The organism is Pontibacterium sinense, assembly GCF_015209595.1.
In the GTDB taxonomy this organism is placed as follows: domain Bacteria; phylum Pseudomonadota; class Gammaproteobacteria; order Pseudomonadales; family Balneatricaceae; genus Pontibacterium; species Pontibacterium sinense.
In genome coordinates, this window is record NZ_JADEYS010000004.1 from 229,691 (window position 1) to 250,680 (window position 20,990).

The 20,990-nt window shown below is 46.7% G+C and carries 12 protein-coding genes; 11 read left to right on the forward strand and 1 reads right to left on the reverse strand.

The window, feature by feature from the left end; genetic code table 11:
- Positions 1-3: 3 nt before the first annotated feature.
- From IOQ59_RS05960 to IOQ59_RS06010, 11 genes are all read left to right on the forward strand, one after another.
- Positions 4-3,576, forward strand: a complete 3,573-nt coding sequence (locus tag IOQ59_RS05960; protein WP_193952358.1) for a DEAD/DEAH box helicase family protein — start codon at positions 4-6, stop codon at positions 3,574-3,576.
- Positions 3,577-3,729: 153 nt separating this feature from the next.
- Positions 3,730-6,108 (forward strand): McrB family protein, encoded by a 2,379-nt coding sequence (locus IOQ59_RS05965; protein WP_193952359.1) that lies wholly within the window; start codon positions 3,730-3,732, stop codon positions 6,106-6,108.
- A 2-nt stretch (positions 6,109-6,110) separates the two neighbouring features.
- Entirely contained in the window at positions 6,111-7,442 is a 1,332-nt protein-coding gene (locus tag IOQ59_RS05970) for an McrC family protein (protein ID WP_228050711.1), read from the forward strand.
- A 285-nt stretch (positions 7,443-7,727) separates the two neighbouring features.
- On the forward strand, positions 7,728-8,081 hold the full coding sequence (locus IOQ59_RS05975) for a DUF4258 domain-containing protein (RefSeq protein ID WP_193952361.1): 354 nt from the start codon (positions 7,728-7,730) through the stop codon (positions 8,079-8,081).
- Positions 8,082-8,211: 130 nt separating this feature from the next.
- Entirely contained in the window at positions 8,212-8,880 is a 669-nt protein-coding gene (locus IOQ59_RS05980; RefSeq protein ID WP_193952362.1) for a vWA domain-containing protein, read from the forward strand.
- Position 8,881: 1 nt separating this feature from the next.
- Positions 8,882-9,577 (forward strand): PP2C family serine/threonine-protein phosphatase, encoded by a 696-nt coding sequence (locus IOQ59_RS05985; protein WP_193952363.1) that lies wholly within the window; start codon positions 8,882-8,884, stop codon positions 9,575-9,577.
- A gap of 1 nt (position 9,578) precedes the next feature.
- The gene (locus tag IOQ59_RS05990; RefSeq protein WP_193952364.1) at positions 9,579-11,048 is read left to right on the forward strand and encodes a protein kinase domain-containing protein; all 1,470 of its coding nucleotides are present in this window, start codon (positions 9,579-9,581) and stop codon (positions 11,046-11,048) included.
- Positions 11,049-11,056: 8 nt separating this feature from the next.
- The gene (locus IOQ59_RS05995) at positions 11,057-14,389 is read left to right on the forward strand and encodes a DEAD/DEAH box helicase (protein ID WP_193952365.1); all 3,333 of its coding nucleotides are present in this window, start codon (positions 11,057-11,059) and stop codon (positions 14,387-14,389) included.
- Positions 14,373-15,851, forward strand: coding sequence for a hypothetical protein (locus tag IOQ59_RS06000; protein ID WP_193952366.1), 1,479 nt, complete (start codon positions 14,373-14,375; stop codon positions 15,849-15,851). Before IOQ59_RS05995 ends, IOQ59_RS06000 begins: the two co-directional genes overlap by 17 nt.
- A 3-nt stretch (positions 15,852-15,854) precedes the next feature.
- Positions 15,855-18,440, forward strand: coding sequence for an AAA family ATPase (locus IOQ59_RS06005; RefSeq protein WP_193952367.1), 2,586 nt, complete (start codon positions 15,855-15,857; stop codon positions 18,438-18,440).
- Positions 18,440-20,290 carry a hypothetical protein gene (locus IOQ59_RS06010; RefSeq protein ID WP_193952368.1) on the forward strand — a complete coding sequence of 617 codons (1,851 nt, stop codon included), beginning with the start codon at positions 18,440-18,442 and terminating at the stop codon, positions 20,288-20,290. Before IOQ59_RS06005 ends, IOQ59_RS06010 begins: the two co-directional genes overlap by 1 nt.
- 157 nt (positions 20,291-20,447) lie before the next feature.
- Here IOQ59_RS06010 and IOQ59_RS06015 read toward each other — a convergent pair.
- The coding region (locus IOQ59_RS06015) for an IS256 family transposase (protein WP_193952369.1) at positions 20,448-20,990 on the reverse strand (543 nt) is incomplete at its 5' end.

A 20,990-nucleotide genomic window follows, 5' to 3' on the forward strand; every position in this document is an offset into this window, starting at 1 on the left:
TTTATGGCTCAGCAATCCAATTTTGTATTTCTCTCTCAAATGGCGGTGGAATTACCCGCTTGTGATGAGTTATTGGTTCGGGCGCAAGAGGCGGAAGTGGCGATTAAACGCGATCCGCGTGTCAGTGCCTTTTATGCCCGCAACTGTCTGGAGCTGATGGTCGAAACCGTCTTTGATATCGATAACTGGCTCCAGCGTCCGCGCCACGATACTACCTTGATGAGCCTGATCCACGATAAGGACTTTAAGCAGAACCTGAAGCATGGACTGTTCGCCAAGCTCAAACTGATTATCCAGATCGGTAATGCGGCGGTGCACGATAAAAAACCGCCGCCGCAACGTGCTGCCCTGCAAAGTGTGAAAGATCTGCACCATGTGTTGTACTGGTTTGTCCGCACCTATATGCCGCTGCCCGCGGGCATACTGCGCAGTGAATTCAGCATTCCTGCCTTTGATGAGGCCCTGATTCCGCAACGCGTCGAACTCGAACTTGAGCTGGCCCAGCAGGCCATTAAGAGCATTGAAAAGGTTAAGGCGCTGGAGGAAAAGTTAGCCAACGCCGATCAGGCTAAGCGCGAAGAACATGAGAGACTCTTAAAGGAAAACGCTGAGCAGCGCGCGCAAAACGAAGCACTGCTGGCGCAGATAGAACAAATCAAACAAACCGCACAAGCCAGTGAAGACAAACACGACTATAACGAAGCGGAAACCCGTCACTACCTGATTGATGCGCTGCTGCATGAAGCAGGCTGGCCGCTGGATAAAGAGCGTGACCGGGAATACAACGTCACCGGTATGTCAATCTCCAAGGCAAATCCTAACGGCAACGGCTATGTGGATTATGTGCTTTGGGGGGATGATGGTACCGCCTTAGCGGTGGTAGAAGCGAAACGTACGCAACGTAGCCCGGAAGATGGGCAGCATCAGGCGAAACTCTACGCCGATTGTTTAGAAAAACAGTGTGGCGTCCGCCCGATCATCTTTTACAGCAATGGCTATGAAACCCGCCTTTGGGATGACTGCCAGTATCCGCCGCGCAGCGTGCAGGGTTTTTACACGCAGGCAGAGCTGGCGTTGATGATTAAGCGGCGACATGATCGCCAGCCGTTTTTTGCGCCTGAATCCGGTAGCCTCAGCGCCAAAATCAACGACGATATTACCAACCGTCATTACCAGAAGGCGGCGATCACCCATATTTTGCAGCACTTCGAGCAGGAGCGGGAGCGTAAAGCCCTGTTGGTCATGGCAACCGGCACCGGTAAAACCCGCACTGTGATCAGTCTGGTAGATCTGCTGGTTAAACATGACTGGATCAAAAATATCCTCTTTCTGGCGGATCGCAATGCACTGTTAACGCAGGCGAAAAAGAACTTCGTCAAACAGCTGCCACGTATCAGCTGCACGATTCTGGATTCAGGCTTGCAGAAAGACAGCCTGAAAAATCGGCTCTACTTCTCTACCTATCCCACCATGAAAAACCTGCTTGATCGGCCCGCCGACGAGCGTCCGTTTGGCGTCGGGTATTTTGACCTGATTGTGGTGGATGAGGCGCATCGCTCGGTTTATGCCAAATACCGGCAGATATTTGAGTACTTCGATGGCCTGCTGGTGGGTTTAACCGCCACTCCTAAAGATGAAGTGGAAAAGAACACCTACGATATCTTTGATCTGCAAGATGGTATGCCCACCTATGCGTATGAAGATGAAAGTGCGTACGCCGAACATTATCTGGTACCGCCGACCAAAATATCCGTCGCAACTCAATTTATCCGTGAAGGTATTCAGTACAACAAACTGAGTAAGGCAGAGCAGGCGGAGTGGGAAGCTAAATCTGAGCTGGAAGGGCGGGATGAGGTGCTGCCGTCTGAATTGAATAAGTTCCTGTTCAACGAAGACACCGCCGAGAAGATGTTTGCCCAGCTGCTGGGTAAAGATGAGCACGGTGGTATTCATGTGGAAGGCGGAGATGTGATCGGTAAAACGATCATTTTTGCGGCGAACAACGACCATGCTGAATTTCTACAAAAGATGTTCGACAAGAACTACCCCAAGTGGAAAGGAAAGCTGGCACAAGTTATCACCTATAAGAACTCTTATGCCCAAAGCTTGATTGATGCGTTTAGTGAAGATGATGGCAAGGATTTTGATCAGGAGAATCCGGCACTCAGGATTGCGATCTCGGTTGATATGCTGGATACCGGTATTGATGTGCCGGAAGTGGTTAATCTGGTGTTGTTTAAAGTGGTGCAATCCAAGGTGAAGTTCACCCAGATGATCGGTCGCGGCACGCGTTTATGTCCCAACCTGTTTGGGCCTCGGGACGATAAAACCACTTTTAAGGTGTTTGATTACTGTCAGAACTTTGAATTTTTTGATGCCAACCCTAACGGTGTGCCCACTCATATTGCGAAACCAGTGACACAGCAGGTGTTCGAAAAGCGGGTGCGTTTAAGTACTTTGCTTAATGGGCGGCTGCGCGACGCGAAGTATCGGCAGGAGCATCCAGAGGATTGTGAGCTGCTCACCACATTGAATGGCTATCAGTTGGATATGCTGCACCATCAGGTGAGCGGGATGAATCTGGATAACTTTATCGTCCGTCCAAAGCGCAAAGCGGTGGAACCTTTTCTACAGCGCCCCCACTGGGATGATATTGATGATACCAAACACACGGAGCTGGAAAACCAGATCTCACAGCTGCCGACTGAAGCGCAGGCGTTCAATGAAGATGAGCAGGTGAACAACCTGGCGAATCGCTTCGACAATATTGTACTGACTATGCAACTGGCACAGCTGGAAAAAGGGATGATTCCAGACGCGAGCCGAACACGGGTGATGGAGTTTGCTCAACAGTTGGAGGCGAAAACCACCATTCCTGATGTATTGGCACAACTGGAGCTGATTCAGTCCGTGCAAACCATCGCATTCTGGCAGGATGTGCATGTCAGCACCTTGGAGGATATGCGCCGTCGCCTGCGTAATCTGATGTTTGCGCTGGATAAAGAGCAGAAAGAGGTGGTGTATACCGATTTCGAAGATGAGATCACGGGTATACGTGATGTCACGGGTGTTTATGCCTCACCGGGTATCGATCTGGCCCAATACCGGAAGAAAACCGAGCTCTATATCAAAGAACATCAAGACCAAATCACCATCCAAAAGCTGAAACGTAACAAGCCGATTACCCAATCTGATCTGGATGTGCTGGAAGGCTTGTTGCTGGATGTCAGCGGTATGTCTGATGTTGAGGCGTATCGTGAAAAAGTCCTTGAAGATAAGCCACTGGGCAGCTTTATCAGGCAGCTGGTGGGGCTGGATATGCAAGCCGCCAAAGAAGCCTTCAGTGATTTCCTGGATGAGGGTATCTATAACGCTGAGCAGATCAACTTCGTCAATAAGGTGATCGATCATCTGATGGATAACGGCATTCTGGATATGGGACATATCTTTGAGCCGCCGTTTACCGATGATCACTCTGAAAGTGCTTACGGCTTCTTTGACGAAGATAAGGTGGTTGAGCTATTTAGCCGCATTCGGAAGGTGAATGCTAATGCTATGGCAGAGAGTGTGGCTTAGCCCTTATTTTAGATAACTGGTTCGTAGTAAATACCCGCTTAGGTATAGGCTTCCCAAAGGGGGGTATGCCGGAACTGAGTGTCGGGAAAACTCTCAAGCAGTAGAGATAGGCATGTTTTTGTTTAAGCCCGTTGATTATGGAGTGATAGTACGGTGCCAAGGGATAATACGCAGTATCAGTTTAATGGGAAAACGTATGGAAAAGGGCCGTTGGTTCTTAACGTGGTTAGGGAATATGCTAATCAATCGGGTTTTTCATACTTAGATATACGCGAAAATTTTTTGGATATTTCCAATGCAAAAGATGTTGTTTTGGATGAGGTTGCTTATCAAACCAAGCTTGAGAAATCGATAGATGTAGAAAAACGATATTTCTTAAGCGATCCGGTGCTTGATGTTGATGGACAAAAATTCTACGTCAGCAATCAGTGGGGAAGGGGTAATATCAATGGTTTTATTCTCCGTGCCAGAGAGATGGGTATGGATATAAAAATTATTGCAGATGAAAACAGTGAGCTGATCAGGCTTTTTACTCAATATAAGAGTAACCCTCGTACTGAATGGATCAATTCCTATCGAAATCGCTGCCAGTCATGTTCTGAAATTGATGTAGGTACGTTTGATTTTACGGCGGATGACTTTCTTGAGAACTATTGGCGGTCAGCAAGTAATGGTATTTCAGGTGTTCAGCCGGGAATGCTTAGCACCCATGAATTTACTAACCTCAAGAAGCAATTACCGGATATTAGTCGAAAAATAATAAATAACCCTTCAGCTGAAACCTATAAAGAAATTATTAAGTGGGCAAAAAAGGCAAAGGAGGGTGGTCTGTTTACGTCAGTAAAACATGGCGTCATTAATCGATTTTTCTGTGCCTGCGCTCCCGATCTATTGTGTACTATTTTAAATCTTAGTCATCTGCAAAATTTCATATCTAAATGGAACGAAAAGAAGTATGGGGCTAATGTTGATAGTTCAGGAAATTGGTTTGATTTAAATGCCGGAGTTATGAAAGATATTAGAATGTGCGGCTTAGAGGAGGAAGATGATTTTCTGGTAAATACGTTTGTTTATTCACTGAAGGAATACCTTCTTGATGGTGCGCCAGAGCCCGGTACTAATGTTCAGACCGCTCTTATCTATCCCCCGACTATATCCGGTTCCGTGATTAAGCCCTCTTCGGGTTTAACTGGGATAAATCAAATACTCTACGGCCCCCCTGGTACAGGTAAGACTTACAGCACCATTGAAAAGGCGGTGAGCATAGCAGACCCGGCGCTGGTCAAATCCCTGTCTGAGTCAGCTCTGCCGGCTAATGAGGTTAGGTTGACCCTGAAGGGTCGTTTTGATCAGTTGCTTCAGGCAGGACAAATTGTATTTACTACTTTTCATCAGAGTTTTAGCTATGAGGATTTTGTCGAGGGATTAAAGGCAGAAAGTAATGGCGGCCAGATTAGTTACTCAGTTGAAGATGGGCTCTTTAAGAAAATTTGTGAGCGAGCTGACCCAGTGAGGTATTCAGGCGGGCTTGATGAGGCTATTGCTCAGGTTAAAGAGCTGTGTTCGGAGGAACCTCTTCGATTATTGACAGCTACAGGTAAACGATTCTCTGTGTCATATCGTGGCGGTAAAACATTTAGTTGTTTGCCAGAGGCTTCGATGGAACAGCGTGAGCTGCCTGCCAATATTGACCATGTAAAGAAGGTTGCCCTCGGTGAGATACCTGAAAATCTTTATTGTGGAAGCTATGTGAAGTCCATAGCAAAGTATGTATATGATACCTATAACATCGACAAAGGTGTAACCAGCGATTCAGTTGAGGCTTCTCCTCATGTGTTAATTATCGATGAGATTAACCGAGGTAATATTTCCAGAATTTTCGGTGAGTTAATTACATTGCTGGAGCCTGGTAAGCGTAAGGGGCAGGCAGAGGCTTTGTCGGTAACACTACCTTATAGCAAAGAGGAGTTTTCGATACCCGCTAACCTGCATGTAATAGGCACAATGAATACCGCCGATACCAGTTTGGCGAAAATTGATATTGCCCTGCGCCGCCGGTTTCAGTTTGTTGAAGTGATGCCCGATATGCACCAACTAAGAGGCGTGGTCGTTGCAGGTATTGATGTTCGTCTTCTTCTGAAAACGATCAACCAGCGTATAGAGCTGTTTTATGACCGGGATCATACCATTGGTCATAGCTATTTTATGGGGCTGTCCTCAAGTTCCGGTATTGATGACCTGGCTACTATCTTTAAGACGCAAATTATCCCGCTTTTGGAAGAATATTTCTTTGAAGATTGGGCAATAATCCACCGTGTACTGGGCGATCACCTTAAGAATAAAAAACATCTTCAATTTATTGTCCAGCGGCACACTGACCAAACGATGCGGCGTTTGATGGGGGCAAATTGGAAAGCGGATACTAATATCCAGTCAGTGTGGAAACTTAATTCGGAAGCGCTAAAAAATGCTGATGCTTATATCGGTATATATTCGCCGGCCAGTGATACGGCAGCCAAGGCGGATAATTAAGTATGACTGGTTTTGTCATACGAGAATATGGCTTGCTGGCTAGGGAGGGCTTGCCATCCTCTATAAGCACTGATCTCAATAGGCAGGTGATACCGGCTTCAGCTTGGGACTGGCTGCTTACTGAGGCCTGTGGTGACGGCGAGCATAAACAGCTTGTTCGGCCCCGAAAGGCAGATGGGCATTTGCACTTGCAGGTGCTTAACTACGTGGGGTCGGTAACCACACCTTGTGGTACGCATATCGAGATTCTTCCTAAGCACAGTGAACACTCTGATGAGGCCAGTTTGTTGTGTGGCCGTCGCTTGTTAATAAAAATGCTTAACCGGGTGTATGGCCTTAATATGCGCGAGTTTGAGCGCGCTCATCTCCAGTTATTTAAACAGCCCTTACCGGAAGTTTTGATTGGCCACTTTCTGTTAGAGGTTAAGCAGTTAGTCAGGCGTGGTATTCGCGCTGACTACCGCAGCCAGCGAGATGAAACCACCTATTTGCGTGGACGGTTACAAATAGCGGCTCAGCTGCGCCAGCCACCAGGACGGCAGCATCATTTTCAGGTCGAGTACGATGACTTTCTGCCTGACAGGCCGGAGAACCGACTGCTTCATTCTTCGCTTAAGCAGGTGTTACGTTGGAGTCAGTCGTTGGAGAATCAGCGCCTTGCCCGTGAATTGTTGTTTGTTTTTGATGACATTCCTGCGTCCAGTCAATACCGCAACGATTTTAGTCGATGGCAGCTAGATAGAAATATGCAGCACTACCGGGCGTGTAAGCCATGGTGCGAATTTATTCTAAATGAACAAACGCCATTTACGCTTGCGGGCGCCCATTTTGGCCAGTCCTTTTTATTTCCTATGAACGATCTGTTCGAGAAGTATGTAGCGCGTGTACTTGAGCGACAGTTGGCTACCGGGTTTCAGCTGAGGGAGCAGGCGGCTAGTCGTTATCTTATCGATTCACATAATGACAAAAGTCTATTTCAGCTTCGGCCGGACCTTTTAATTAGGACCAGAGCTAAGCCGGTTGCAGTGCTGGACTGTAAATGGAAGTTACTTGATCAGAATAAAAATCATGTGGCGGGTAACGATGAAAAAACTTATGGCCTGAGTCAGGCAGATATATACCAACTTTATGCCTATGGTCAGAAATATCTGGGGGGCACCGGATGCGTTTATTTGGTTTACCCAAAGCATGGGCGCTTAAGTCAACCGTTACCGGTATTTCATTATGATAAATACCTGAGTTTGCACGTTATCCCATTTTGCCTGGACGACGATCATTTTTGTCTGCCTTCGGGGGATGCCCCTGAATGGATTTTTCAGGATGAGTTAAGTTGACATGGCGTTACTCATTAGGACTGAGTACAAGACTAGGTACTCAGGTACTCAGGTACTCAGGTACTCAGGTACTGGGTGTCTGGGGATGGGAGGTAGATAAGGGACTAGGTAACGATCTTGTGGGGTAAATTTATTTATCTTTGGGTAATTTTTTGTATTGGTTGGTTGTCTTTTGTTTTATTTTTATTTTGTTAACTGATTGATATTAAATGGATAATTTTATTTTTTGTAGGTGGCACGCTATCTGCAATAGTGGTAGTAAATATCACTGCTGGGATAAATATTATGAGAGACGTCATTGTTGACACCAATCTTACCCAAGCCGATAAAACGGATAATGATGAACACTTTGAGTTGTCTCACCATGCCCAGACACGGATGTCGCAACGATCAATTAACCTGGGGGAGGTTCAATCGGTGTTGCAGCATGGCAGGGTTATTCATAGTCGTAGAGCTCGTTTTTATGTAGTCGGTCATAAAGATGTAGAACGCTTTAGTCATGCGGGTATCGATGTTAGAGCGTTGGAAAATATTCAGGTGGTTGTGGATGAGATCTCAAATAGAATTTTGACCGTCTACCGAAATAGAAATTTTCGCCAGATTCGTCCCACGAGTCGTCGTGAGAGAGGCTTACACTGATTCACGGTGATGAGAGTAATAAGTGGTATCACTTTCTGTCATTTGTACTCGAAAAACGGCCGCTCTGGAACTGGCATGAATAGACTTAAACAATCTATATATTCAAAACTTTATAAGGACATAGATAAACATGAAAAAATTTGCGGCTAAGAGTGCGCGTCCAATTCCGGTTATTATCTTGGCTGATACCTCGGGAAGCATGAGCGTCGACGGAAAAGTTGATGCTATGAATCAGGCAATTCGCGGAATGATTGCCAGCTTTGCCGAAGAGAGTCGACTAAATGCTGAGATACACCTTTCGGTTATCACTTTTGGCGGGAACGCTGAGACACACCTTGCTTTAACCCCTGCTCATCAAATCACCCATTTTGAAGACTTTTACGCAACTGGTGGCACACCTATGGGGGAGGCGCTGACTATTGCTAAAGAGCTTATTGAAGATAAAGAGAAAATTTCTTCACGTGCATACCGTCCGGTAATTGTGCTGATTTCCGATGGCCATCCAACTGACGACTGGGAGGGGCAGTTCAGTGCGTTCTGCAGTGCTGAACGAGCACAAAAGGCAACGCGCATGGCGATGGCCATTGGCAGCGATGCTGATGAAGTGATGATGAATGACTTCATCAACGATCTGGAGGCGCCATTGTTTAGAGCCAGTAATGCACAGGACATTATTAAGTTCTTCCGGGCTGTGAGTATGAGTGTTACCAGTCGTTCGCGTAGCACGACGCCTAATCAACCAGTTGCTATTACCTACGATGAGATCCCAGAAGATGATGAATTAGATTTGGATTTCTAGAGTGGGATTTTATTTACAGGCGGCCTCTGTCCGGGGCCCCGGTCATATTGTTCAAAACCTGTCCAATCAGGATGCGGTTCTCACCCGTCGCTGGAGGACGGGTTGGTTAGCGGTTGTCAGTGATGGAATGGGATCCAGGCCTCATTCAGATATTGGCTCCCGATCTGTTTGTAAGGCGGTGTTGATGGCGGTAAAGGCGTTGCCATTTGACGTACCCGATCGGGAGCTTATTCACTGCATTTACAAAAACTGGTTGGCTCTTCTCGGTTCTATTGCAGCGAACGATGCCGTTGCTACCAGTCTGATTGCTTGGGGTAAAAATACAGGCGAAACACGATTGCTACAGCTAGGGGACGGTGCGGTTCTATATCAGGCTAATGATGGACGTGGTTTGCTGTCAGGACGTTCTGAAAATACCTTTGGTAACGAGACGACGGGCCTAGGGGTATCGCGTAAGTACAGTGATTGGGTCTGTCGCACAATTTGGTTAACGAAGCCGAAACAAGGCTTAGCGCTGATGACCGATGGTATTAGTGATGATCTTGAACAAATGGATACATTTGTTCCTGAGGTGATCATGAAGATGAGGCATATGGGGCGGCGCTATGGAAAACAGTGGATAACTAATGAGTTGGAGTCTTGGCCTACTCCGTCTCATTCTGACGATAAGACAATCGCGCTGATTTACAGGATGTAAGATGACAGAAGAAGCGAAGGTACAGGCGAGTACTCAAAAGAAAAAAGTGGGAAATCGTAAAGTTGCAGACCGTAAGGGCACGGTTTACACCCTAAAAGCTAAAATTGGGCAGGGTGGGCAGGGTGTTGTTTGCGCGACGGATATGCCTGGTGTACTGGTGAAAATTCAGACAGAAAAAGTCCTGGAAAAGCGAAAGTCTTGGTTACGTCACGTTAGATGGTTAATGCAGCAGGATTTGGATGGACTAAACATTGCCCGCCCGGTTGAGGTGATTACTAAGCCTGCTAGCCAAAATGGTTATGTGATGGAGTTGATGGATGGTCTGGAACCATTAACGCAGTCCTTGGAAAAGGCGCATCTTGCATTAGCTGAAAACGAAGATACCCCGTTGGAAGGGTATAACCAGACGGGTGGCCTCAAGCGGCGATTATTACTGCTTAAAGAGTTGGCCCGAACCATGGCCAATCTCCATGCCAGAGGGTTGGCGTACGGTGATCTATCTCCGGCCAATATCTTTATTTCCGAATCGACAGAACATCATCAACTGTGGTTGATCGATTGCGACAATATTTGTGTTAGCGAGCGTGGTGGTTACGGGGACTATCACACGCCAGGTTATGGGGCTCCCGAAATTATGCGGGAGGAATCTGGTGTGAATATGTCCACCGACTGCTGGAGCTTTGCCGTGATTGCGCTGCAACTGCTTGCGCATTGCCATCCTTATAATTCTGGTTTGGTCATGGAAGATGCTGAATTGGATGATGGTGAGATGGAAAGGGCTCAGGAAAAATCTGAGCGCGGTGAGCTTCCCTGGATTTACGATGAAGGTGATGACAGCAATGCTTGGATACCTGGAAATGGATTACCTTGGGAAGTTGTCACCACTCAAAAGCTAAGGAAATTGTTCAATCGGTGTTTCAGCGTTGGGCGTGACTGCTTATCCGAACGCCCGGATATGAGTACATGGGCTGACGCCTTAGATGAAGCATCTGGTTCAACACTGGTGTGTAGTAACAAAACAGAGTGTGGTGCTACATTTATTTACAATACGGCTCTTGAATGTCCTTTTTGTGAAACCGTGCAACCTGAGCGTTCTCATCTGTGTTTGCACCATTATTTCTACAATGAAGACGCCCTTTCAGGTGAATCTCCCTGGATATCTACCCCCTCGGTACAGCTACTGAATCTTGACCAAAAAACTGATTTTCACCTAGCGCCTTTAGGCACGGAGCTGTATAGCGAGTCTCCGATAATCTGTTCCATCATACTTCGTGGCGATGGTGTTTTTATTGTGCCGGCCCCTGATGGCTATGTTGAGTTACAGCGGAAACGAGATGGAAAAGCATACGTGCTGGACAGGTTGCAGCGCTTAAAAAATGAAAGTCGTGCTGGTGAGGAATATGCGCTTCATCTGCGTCACAAGGATGAGGCGGGTTACAGTTCCCACCCGGTCTGGAAATTTGTCTGGTAGGAGGTGGTATGAAGTTAGGGACATTTTCAGGCCTGGCTCCGCGGGCCATACAGTTATCCAGTTGTGATAAACAACGGATAGACACTAAGGCCTGGTCTATTGGCGATGAAATAACGGTAACAGAAGAAGGCGGTTATTTTTATCTGTTTCAGAACGATCAGAATTTAAAGGTAAAGCCTACTCAATCTGCCGAAGATCTGCGCTTTAAAATCACTAGAGCACAGGCTTTATGGACGCTGACATCTATTAAGAAAGGGCGCTTTTATATACGCAGTGTCGAGATTGCAGATGCGCCGACAGTGCTCAATATTGATATTGGTATCAGTACTCGAAATGCACAGGTGCTTAGAAAGAGTAATGAAATTGCCGATGACTCTATCGAGGCTGCCTCGAAGTGGTTGACTGATGAGTTCATCTTGGAAGGGGATGATCAGCCACGGCTTTTTGTATCAGTTTATGCTGGCAGTCAAGAGGGGACGCTGGAGATTCGCGGCCGAGAATGGATAGCGACTCTGGATGAGCTGGATGGTTACTGGACGCTGACTAAGCTCTCCCGCTCCCGGCGCAGTGGAGCTGCACTAAGGTTGTTAACAGGTGATATAAAATTTGTTGATGCATCCGTTGCCGGTCAGCTTAGTAATCCGATTCATCGGCACGCACTGGAAGAAACGGTGCGAAGCCACGGTGGTTATATGCAGCTCTGGCAGCAGTACAGCGATATGGAATGGGTGATGAACCTCGAAGCGGCTACCCAGTTAGGCGCGCTGTCATTCAAAGAGTGTGACAAAGGAGAGCAATCGAGGGAATGGATTTTCAGTGTCATATCCGAAAGAGGTAAAGCGTTCCTTGAAAAATGGAAAATCTTGCTGGGAAAGGAGAAAAGTGCACGGGGTGATCTGATGCTCGAAGTGATGCGGGATCTCCCAGATTGGTTAGAGCACACTCAAGATCTAGAAGGTACCGGTTTGGGCAAAGCGGGAGGAGTTCCTTGGCTTTGTGAGCTTATCGATATTGATGATGGGATGGTAACACTTCGCCTGGATGCGGATAGAGATAAACCACCACCGAAAGAGGGAGTGATATGCATTTCTATGCGTGGTGACCGCACTGTGCGCTCAAGGCGCCAACAGGCCGTTAACAGTATTCAGCAACGTAATAACCCTATGCCTCAACTGCATTACTTACTGGAAGGGAGCGCAATACCCTATGAGCGACCTAAAAAGATAAGACCGCTCAGTGCCGCAGCACGTAAACGTTTTAAAGGGGAGCCAACGCCTAAGCAGAGAGAGGCGTTGAAGGTCGCTATGAATACTCCCGATGTTGCTATCATTATCGGCCCGCCCGGAACCGGTAAAACCCAGGTCATCACCGCATTACAAGTACGTTTGTCAGAAGAGCAAAAGGATCAGCCCATACAGCATCAGATGCTGGTCTCGAGTTTTCAGCATGATGCTGTTGATAACGTGATGGAGCGATCAAATGTATTTGGCCTCCCTGCCATTAAAGTAGGTGGCAAACGTCGTAAATACGGTGATCAGAATGAAAACCCGATAACGGGTTGGTGCCGGGAAAAAGTAAATGCACTAGATGCTAGTTTGACTCCCCTGTTGGCTGATGAACCGGTGTTTTCTGAAATGAAAACCTTGCAAAAGCAGCTGACTGTTTTGAGGGTTTCCAAACCGGATTTCCAGCAAAAGCAGGAGCTGATTAAACGTATCAATAGTTCCTTAGATAGGCTGGAGGAGCAGTTTCAGATCAGGCTGTCTCCGTCAGTTGAACAGCGCTGGCAAACATGGACGGACGCTTTTTTGGAGGGAGTGTCCACCGCTACAGCGGCAGATAATAGACTGTTGATTTGCAGAGTCAGAGCGTTACGAACAACAGCCAAGTCTTTTGATGACGATGGTGTTATTCAGTGCATCCGGCTACTGGATAGTTGTGAACGTCAGGGTTTCAGCCTGGCTGAACCGAACCGGCAGTTACTTGAGTTTTTTGTAAATGGAGGTCGGGTTGGTGGCGAGCAGCTTGCTAGGCTGAAGCGGTTGAAGAAAGTGCTAATTGATCAACTGATGCCGGATTATCGCCCCCGCCACGTTCAACAGGTCATCAGCGCAGAGTCGTGCCAGCTGCTCAATGACATACATGATGAAATTAAGCAGCAGATTAAATCCACCCGCTCATTAGCGTATCTGACCGTGTTGGATGAATATCGCTCGGCACTGAAACATACACCAGACACCATCAGACAAGCTGTTGCAGAATACTCCTCGGTATTAGGGGCTACCTGCCAGCAGGCGGCAGGTGAGCAAATGACGAATTTAAAGCAGGTTTCTTATCAAGATGGACTGAAGTTTAACGCAGTGATCGTGGATGAGGCCGCACGAGCTAACCCTCTCGATTTAATGGTACCTATGTCCATGGGTAAACAGCGTATTGTGCTTGTCGGAGATCATCGTCAGCTGCCACATCTTCTTGAGCCCAAAGTGGAAAATGAGCTGGCTGAAAAATTTGAACTTAGTGAGGTGCATAAGGAGATGCTCAACACCAGCTTGTTCCAGCGTATGATGCAGAATTTAAAAGAGCTGGAGGATAAAGGACAACCAAAACGGGTTGTTATGCTCGATACCCAGTTCCGAATGCACCCGATGTTAGGGAAGTTTATCAGTGAGCAGTTCTACGAAAGATACGGGCTTGATGAAGTCAAACCAGGACTGGAAGAAAGTGACTTTCAACACCATGTCCCCGGTTACGAAGGCAAGGTGTGTGGCTGGATTGATGTGCCGGTATCACATGGTAAAAGTTACCGTTACAAGGGAAGTTTGCAGCGGGATGCAGAAGCCGGGGCTATAGCCAGAGAGGCGAAACAAATACTAAAAAGCTGCCCTGATTTGAGCGTGGGAGTGATTACTTTTTACAGTGCGCAAGTGAATCATATTCTTAAGGCGATGATATCTGAAGGGCTAACGGAAGCTGGAAAAGGCAATACGCCCCAGATTAAACCGGAATGGCAATCTCTCAGCGATGAGCAGGGAAAGCAAAAAGAGCGGTTACGGGTGGGGTCAGTGGATGCCTTTCAAGGTAAAGAATTTGATGTGGTGTTGTTGTCGATCGTTCGGACATCTCAGGGGCATATAGACCCGGATGATGACGATGCGCTGACCAAAGCTTATGGATTCCTGCGATTAGATAATCGTCTCAATGTGGCTATGAGCCGGCAACACCGATTGTTGATCCTGGTGGGAGACAAGGCAATGGCTACTCATCCCGCTGCGGAGAGAGCGGCCCCATCATTACCAGCATTCTATAAGTTGTGTGAAGGATCTCATGGACAGGTTTACTAATCGCTACCTTAATTTTTTTGAAGGAAAAAGGGCTCCCCGAGGGACGTCTTTTCTTTGGCCAGTGTGGGTCTGGGAGGTGCTTGCACCAGATGCTAGCCGCAATCATCTGAACCTTTTTCAGCGCACGATCTTGGGTTTGATACAGGCGGGTAAATCAAATGCTGATGAGATAGCGGGCTGGATGGGTATAGAGAAGGAGATGGTGCTTTATATTACCGTCTCTCAATTACAGCCTAATGGGTGGTTGGATTCAAAAGGTCAACTCACGGATGAAGGTTGCCGGTTACTCGAAAATGATTTGGAGGCCCGTCGTAGTCTGACTACTGCGTATGTATTTCAGGATGTATTCAGCCTGAAACTCTGGCCGAGGGTGGCTCATTCACTGCCTTATATCGATCCGGAACCAGCAGCAACTGAAGGGTATCCTGTATTTATGGCTAACCGGGAAACGGGCTGGGAGGAAAAACCTTTTGTGCTGAGTTGTCACGTCAGTACCCCTGATAGGCCCGACATCCGATCGTTTTGGGAAGCCGTTCAGCAAGGAAACAATGCTATCCACAATCAGAAGGTACGTGGTGAGCTGGATTGTCGGCAGAAGGAATTTAAAGCTGACGAAATTGATCTTATCGAGTTTAAACCGCTTAAGGCCTATGTGTTTTGCTGGGCGATTGAAGATCAAACCGAGCACTGGGCCGTTACTGATCCTTTGGCCATTACACCCAAGGCTGAGTTTTTGCGTGAAGAAGTGTTCATGCAAGCGCGAAAAAATCAGGGTTTTGCCAGAAAATTAAGTAAATTCATTGGAGAGATTCCTGAGAAGGAAACCTGGGAAGAGATGAACCGGCGGTTGGCCGCTGAAGTCGATTTTAAAGCGTTTACGCACTTTAACCAGGCTCATAAGATTCCTCATTTGATGATGTACCTTGGTGCTTTACTGCGTCGGGAACAGATATTGTCAGAAACCAAGGAAGATAAGGATATTCGGGTTGAAGACTGTAATGATTTGATCGTACAGGCACAAAAAGTATTTGAATGCTGCTTTAAGTGGATGTTGGATGATTGGCCTGTGGCCAATAAGCATTTCATTAAACGCAACTGGCAGCGGGATGATATACGCAGCGCTTTAGAGGAAATTGGGCGTGCATTCCTAGCAGATTCTGATCTGGATAACTTGGCATCCCAGAAATCAGGCAGTATTCATCATGCCGCGACCAGCCGTGAATACAAGGGCTCACTACGACCGCTGTTGGCCGCGACTCTCTTTACTCTGCCTTCACAAAATGCACATCCGCTCTTTGGTTTTGAGCCAGAAGAGTTAGCTATCTCAAAAATTCTAGATATAGCAGATGCCCGCAATGCGGTATCTCATGCTTCAGGGAAGCAATCAAACAGAGAGCAGGCACTTGAGTGTGCTCGTTTCACCTCACAATGGATTCAAACTTTATTAGGGAATATGAAGTAAGTTATGTCTAAGAAATCAAGGAATTCACGAAATAGAACGTCGCCACCTAAGAAAAATACAGAGGCTAATAGTGGCGTTCTTGAGCAGCTGAAGCAGAAAATAAACTCTGCTCTACCCAGCGATCAAAACTTAAAGCCGTTGGGAGCAGATATAACAGTCCTTCAAGATGCGAATACAGAGGATAAGCAAAAGGCTGAAGCCGCTTTGACTGAAATTCTTCATCTGCTGGAGGCAGTTAAACTGGCCATTTATGAGCATGAAACTGCCAAAAATAACTATGAAAAACTTTCCATGCAAGCGGAAAAACTCAGGGAAGAATTAGAACAGAGGGAGCGAGAGTTAGTTAGCCAGCAGGATTGCCTTGTAGAGGAAAAAGCTGCGTTATCTGATAAGCAGTTGGACCTTAGTGAACAGATGAAAGCCCAGGTCCAGTGGCAGGATGAGCTTGAAACCTTGCAGTCTGAAGCCTCAGCAGGGTTTGTTAATATGCAGAGAGAGGCGCTGGAGGCGAAACGGAAGTCGCTTACTGAGCTTGAAAAAGAGCATAACCAGAAGCTGCAAAATGATTGGGAATCTCTGAGGCAACTCGAGAGAACCTTACTGGAAAAAGAACGTGAGTTGGGTAAACGTGAAGCTGATGCTAAAGCTGGTTTTGTTTCTGAACAGAAGGCGGCGTTGTTGCAGGTCGAAGACCTGAAAAGCAGTCTGGAGCATGAGCTGCTTGAACTGTATAAGCTAATTGAATCTGAGCAAACTGAGCACCAGAATAACTTAAAGTGTGAGAGGGAATTATTTGAGGCAGACAGGTCTCGACAGAGTTCCGAACAGCAAGCTTTATTAAATGCTGAACGTAAGAATTTGGAGCGTGAAAAAGCCAGCGTGGAACATAGTCAACAAGCCTTGTTGCAAGAGCGGCTGATTTTGGAGGCTAGAAAGCGGGCACAGCAAGAATGGGAAAGCGAGCTTGAAAGCAAAGTTAAAGATGGCTTCAGTTCTGAAATTATCTGCCTCCAGAGTCAGCTCGAACAGGAGCGGGATAATCGGCGACAGGATCAGAACAAGCTCGCAAGGTTACAAAAGGAGCTGATTCAGTTTAAGGATCTTCAACGATCTTTAGATGATGCAGATATCAAAGACGTTCAGGATGAACTTGAAGAGTTACGACAGAAAAATAAGGCGCTTAAAGCAAAACTGCATACATCAGATCAGGATGACCTAGAAGAAAAGTGTGAAGCTCTGGAGGAGCTGGTTGGTGATCAGCGCGATACCCTTTCAGAGCTGCGTCGTGATTTAGAAGAAGCCAACAATGAATTACACAAAACCAGGTTAAGTACAGCTGCAAAACACAACCTGGAGAAAGAAAAAAGAATATTAGAGTTGCACAACAAAACGCTGGATTCTGCTATTTCAGGGCTGCAAGTCCAGTTGGATGATCTGATTGAAAAACAACAAGGAAGTGAGGTCTTTCCTGCACTTTCAATGATGGATAAAAAACATAAGAGGGAGGCTGTTAATCTTCAGCCTATTCCAGGACTTAAGGGCTTTGCTGACCAGTTACGCTTTGGCATAGCGTGTATTTATCCTAAAGCACCGCTCTATTACCGGGAAAAAGATATTCGGCTGTTTCTGGGTGGTTTGGCTATGAGTAATCTACATATCCTTCAGGGAATGTCCGGAACTGGCAAGACAAGTTTGGCAAAGGCTTTTGCTAAAGTGGTGGGTGGGAATTGTACAGATATCGCAGTCCAGGCTGGTTGGCGGGATAAAGATGATCTGCTGGGACACTATAACGCGTTTGAGAAGAAATATTATGAACGTGAGGTTCTACAAGCGTTATATCGTGCTCAGCTCCCGGAGTATAAAGACAGAATTAATATTATTCTGCTGGATGAAATGAACCTGTCACGCCCGGAACAGTACTTTGCTGACTTTCTTTCCGCTATGGAAAAGCAGCCGCAGGACCGTGAGATCGTCCTACTTGAAAATGATCAGAAAAATTCACCTCACCTGCTTAAGGATGGGAGAGTTCTAAAGGTCCCGGAGAATATCTGGTTTGTTGGTACGGCTAACCATGATGAAACCACGAATGAGTTTGCGGATAAAACATACGACCGTTCCCATGTGATGGAATTAGTCAGAAATGAAGATCGCTTTAATGCTGATGCCTACGAGCCGAATGTACTTTACAGCTTCAATTCGCTGGTTGAAGCCTTTGATACCGCTTGCCTGAAGAATAAAGGCGGTATAGATCAATTGCTCAAGGGGTTGATTGAGAGCGAACTGTTAATGACTCTGGAAGATCGTCTTGATTTAAATTGGGGCAATCGCCTTGAGCGTCATGCTAGTCGGTTTATTCCGGTGGTAATGGAGGCGGGCGGAACGATGGAGGAAGGGCTTGATCATTTACTCGCTACCAAGCTATTCCGACGCGGTAAGGTGACGGGGCGTTTTGACATTAACATCAGTGACTTGGATGCGATTGAAGATGCACTACTAAGTACTTGGAAGACGCTCAAGCTCACAGGTGTACCTGAAGGTTCTTTGGATTGTATAACTAAAGACAAGAAGCGAATGGAGCGTAACTTCTAATGCTTTTTGACCGGTTGACGCAACAAAAGATAAGCGAGAGGGACGTGCCCTCTCCGTTTATCGCTGCGAGATACAAACTATTAGCTAACAATAGAATCAATGACCATACAGAGTTGGCTTCCGGCAGTATTTTGGCTGAAGACGGTTCCGAGCGGGTTACGCTGGAGGATTGTAGCTTTGCATGCAGCATGAACGAAGGGGATAAAGATCAGCAAAATGTTGAACTGGCGCTACTGCAGATAAGTGAACTTATTGATTTTGAAGGGCGGCACTTTCCGTCACCTTTACTTCCGTCTCGACTCTTTAATGAAAAGGGAGTTTTGAACGAGCTGGAGGTGTTGCTGGGTAATGTTATTGACAGGGGGCACTTACATGAAATCAGTTGTCGCCCTCGTTTTGACATGCGGTACGATGAAATGGTACTGCCAGTCAGTAGAGCCAAACGCTTGGCTCATACTGCCGAAAGACATCTTGCAGCACATTCCGAGTGTTGGCAGCGTAGAACGCTAACCGGAATTCAGCCACGCAAAATTATGGGTATGGTTAGTGAGGATGAGTTTCACCTTTATGAGAATAGGGTCTACGTGAGGCTACTGGATCGCTTGGAGCAGTTTTTAGCCAGGCGCATTCAGGAAATTGAGGCTTTAACTAAAAACCTGACAGATGCACTTAGATTAGAGGGTTCAGATCAGATCAACTATCGGCTTAGCCGAAAGCTCTATTCAATCTGGGGTGAAACCTTTACGAATGATGGTGCAGCGCTCGAGGCCTTAGACAGCCTTGAAAAAACTCTAAAGCAACTCCAGAAACAGCATCAAAGCATTAGGGGTTTGATACAACAGAAGTTCTACCGGCTGATTCCAAAATCAGCTCAAGTTGCGGGTCAAGTAGAGCAGACGAATATTCTTTCACATGACCAGCATTACCGGCACCTACCAAAAATCTGGAATACCCTACGCAAAGAAAATCACAACGATAACCTCACACCTGAAGAGACGCTTGAGGCTAATGTAAGGAAGCAAGCGGCATACTTTGACTATTGTGGCTCTGTTGTATTTCGGGCATTGAAAGAGCTTGGTTACAACATAGTGCAGAGCTCAGATAGTAGTTTTGACCTTACACGATTATCAAACTTGTTAAGGGTTAGTTCTGACGGGTCTCATTGGGAGGTTACTAGCGAAAAGACTGGGGCCTGTATCAGGCTAGTCCCTATTGTCTCTTGGGTTTCAGAGGGGCTCCGTAGCTATACCAAGGGCAGTGACCTCAGCATCCCCTGTTGTTTGTACAGCGATCATGCAGTACCTCACCCTTCCGCTTGGATAGATGGAGCCGATGATGGTCCGTTGGTACTTTCGCCTCTTGATTTTTATGTCGAGGAACGGGTTGTTTCGCTATTCAGTGTTTGGCTACTGAAGCAAACGGCGCAGAAGTATGGGCAGGAAATCGACCTGATTCCCAAGTCTGTGATGAAAATGATGGCTGATAGTTCAGCGTTTGAGTACTTATCATCAAAGAGTTGCCGCTTGGTATCCCTTCCTTCCTGTGAAGAGCTGGGTAAAATAGGAAGTCAGCTGAAAACCGAAAATGCGAGTCTAAGTCTGGCAGTATTGAATACTAGTGTAGATATAATAAAAGAGCTTGAGCAATGCCCCTGTTGCCAGCGGCGCGGGAGCTTTACTCAACGTGACGATCGTTGCTTTATTGGTCAATGCGACAACATCGATTGCAAGTTAGAGTGGGAAGCGTCTTTGGATGGTTCACGGCGGATTCTCAGCTTTAAAATGACTGATCAGACTGATGTGTCATTTTGTGTAAATGGCAGGTGGAGCGCATCCATTGGGCTTGACTAGAGAGGTACTGAAAATCTAACGGCTTCCTGCAAGTAATTATGTGTGATTTTTAATAGTAGTACTTCATACTTGGTCTGGCGGTTGCCGATTTTTCCAGAATGGGTCAGGTGTAGTAATTCAGACCGACCCTGTAAATAATTCTGTGTAACTGCCAGGGTTAAATGTAATCCGCCAAGCGGTCTTCAAATTCGATCATAAATCGGTTCAGGGCTGCCTTCCAGTTTCTGATGGGCATGGTCCGTTTTTTAGAGGCATCCTGGATCGCCAGATAGACGACCTTTCTCGCCGCATCGTCCGTCGGGAACAGCTTCCGTTTCTTGATCGCCTTGCGGATCACACTGTTCAAAGACTCAATCGCGTTGGTCGTGTAGATCGCTTTGCGAATGTCCTGAGGGTAGTTAAACAGGGTGTTCAGGTTGTCCCAATGGGTGCGCCATGAACGGCTGATCTGGGGATATTTATCGTCCCAGCGCTCGGCAAACTGATCCAGTGCCTGCAGGGCTTCTTCTTCCGTCACTGATTGGTAAATCCGCTTAAGATCAGCGGTAACAGCCTTGTAGTCCTTCCACGGGACATACTTCACCGAGTTGCGCACCATATGGACGATACAGAGCTGGATCTGCGTTTCAGGGAAGGCGGTATTGATTGCATCTGGAAAGCCTTTCAGTCCATCAACACAAGCGATCAGGATGTCTTTGAC

Excerpts from the sequence above, each read along its gene's own strand:
- IOQ59_RS05960 (WP_193952358.1), top strand. The coding sequence starts at position 4 with ATGGCTCAGCAATCCAATTTTGTATTTCTCTCTCAAATGGCGGTGGAA.
- IOQ59_RS05970 (WP_228050711.1), top strand. The coding sequence starts at position 6,111 with ATGACTGGTTTTGTCATACGAGAATATGGCTTGCTGGCTAGGGAGGGC.
- IOQ59_RS05975 (WP_193952361.1), top strand. The coding sequence starts at position 7,728 with ATGAGAGACGTCATTGTTGACACCAATCTTACCCAAGCCGATAAAACG.
- IOQ59_RS05980 (WP_193952362.1), top strand. The coding sequence starts at position 8,212 with ATGAAAAAATTTGCGGCTAAGAGTGCGCGTCCAATTCCGGTTATTATC.
- IOQ59_RS05990 (WP_193952364.1), top strand. The coding sequence starts at position 9,579 with ATGACAGAAGAAGCGAAGGTACAGGCGAGTACTCAAAAGAAAAAAGTG.
- IOQ59_RS05995 (WP_193952365.1), top strand. The coding sequence starts at position 11,057 with ATGAAGTTAGGGACATTTTCAGGCCTGGCTCCGCGGGCCATACAGTTA.
- IOQ59_RS06000 (WP_193952366.1), top strand. The coding sequence starts at position 14,373 with ATGGACAGGTTTACTAATCGCTACCTTAATTTTTTTGAAGGAAAAAGG.
- IOQ59_RS06005 (WP_193952367.1), top strand. The coding sequence starts at position 15,855 with ATGTCTAAGAAATCAAGGAATTCACGAAATAGAACGTCGCCACCTAAG.
- IOQ59_RS06010 (WP_193952368.1), top strand. The coding sequence starts at position 18,440 with ATGCTTTTTGACCGGTTGACGCAACAAAAGATAAGCGAGAGGGACGTG.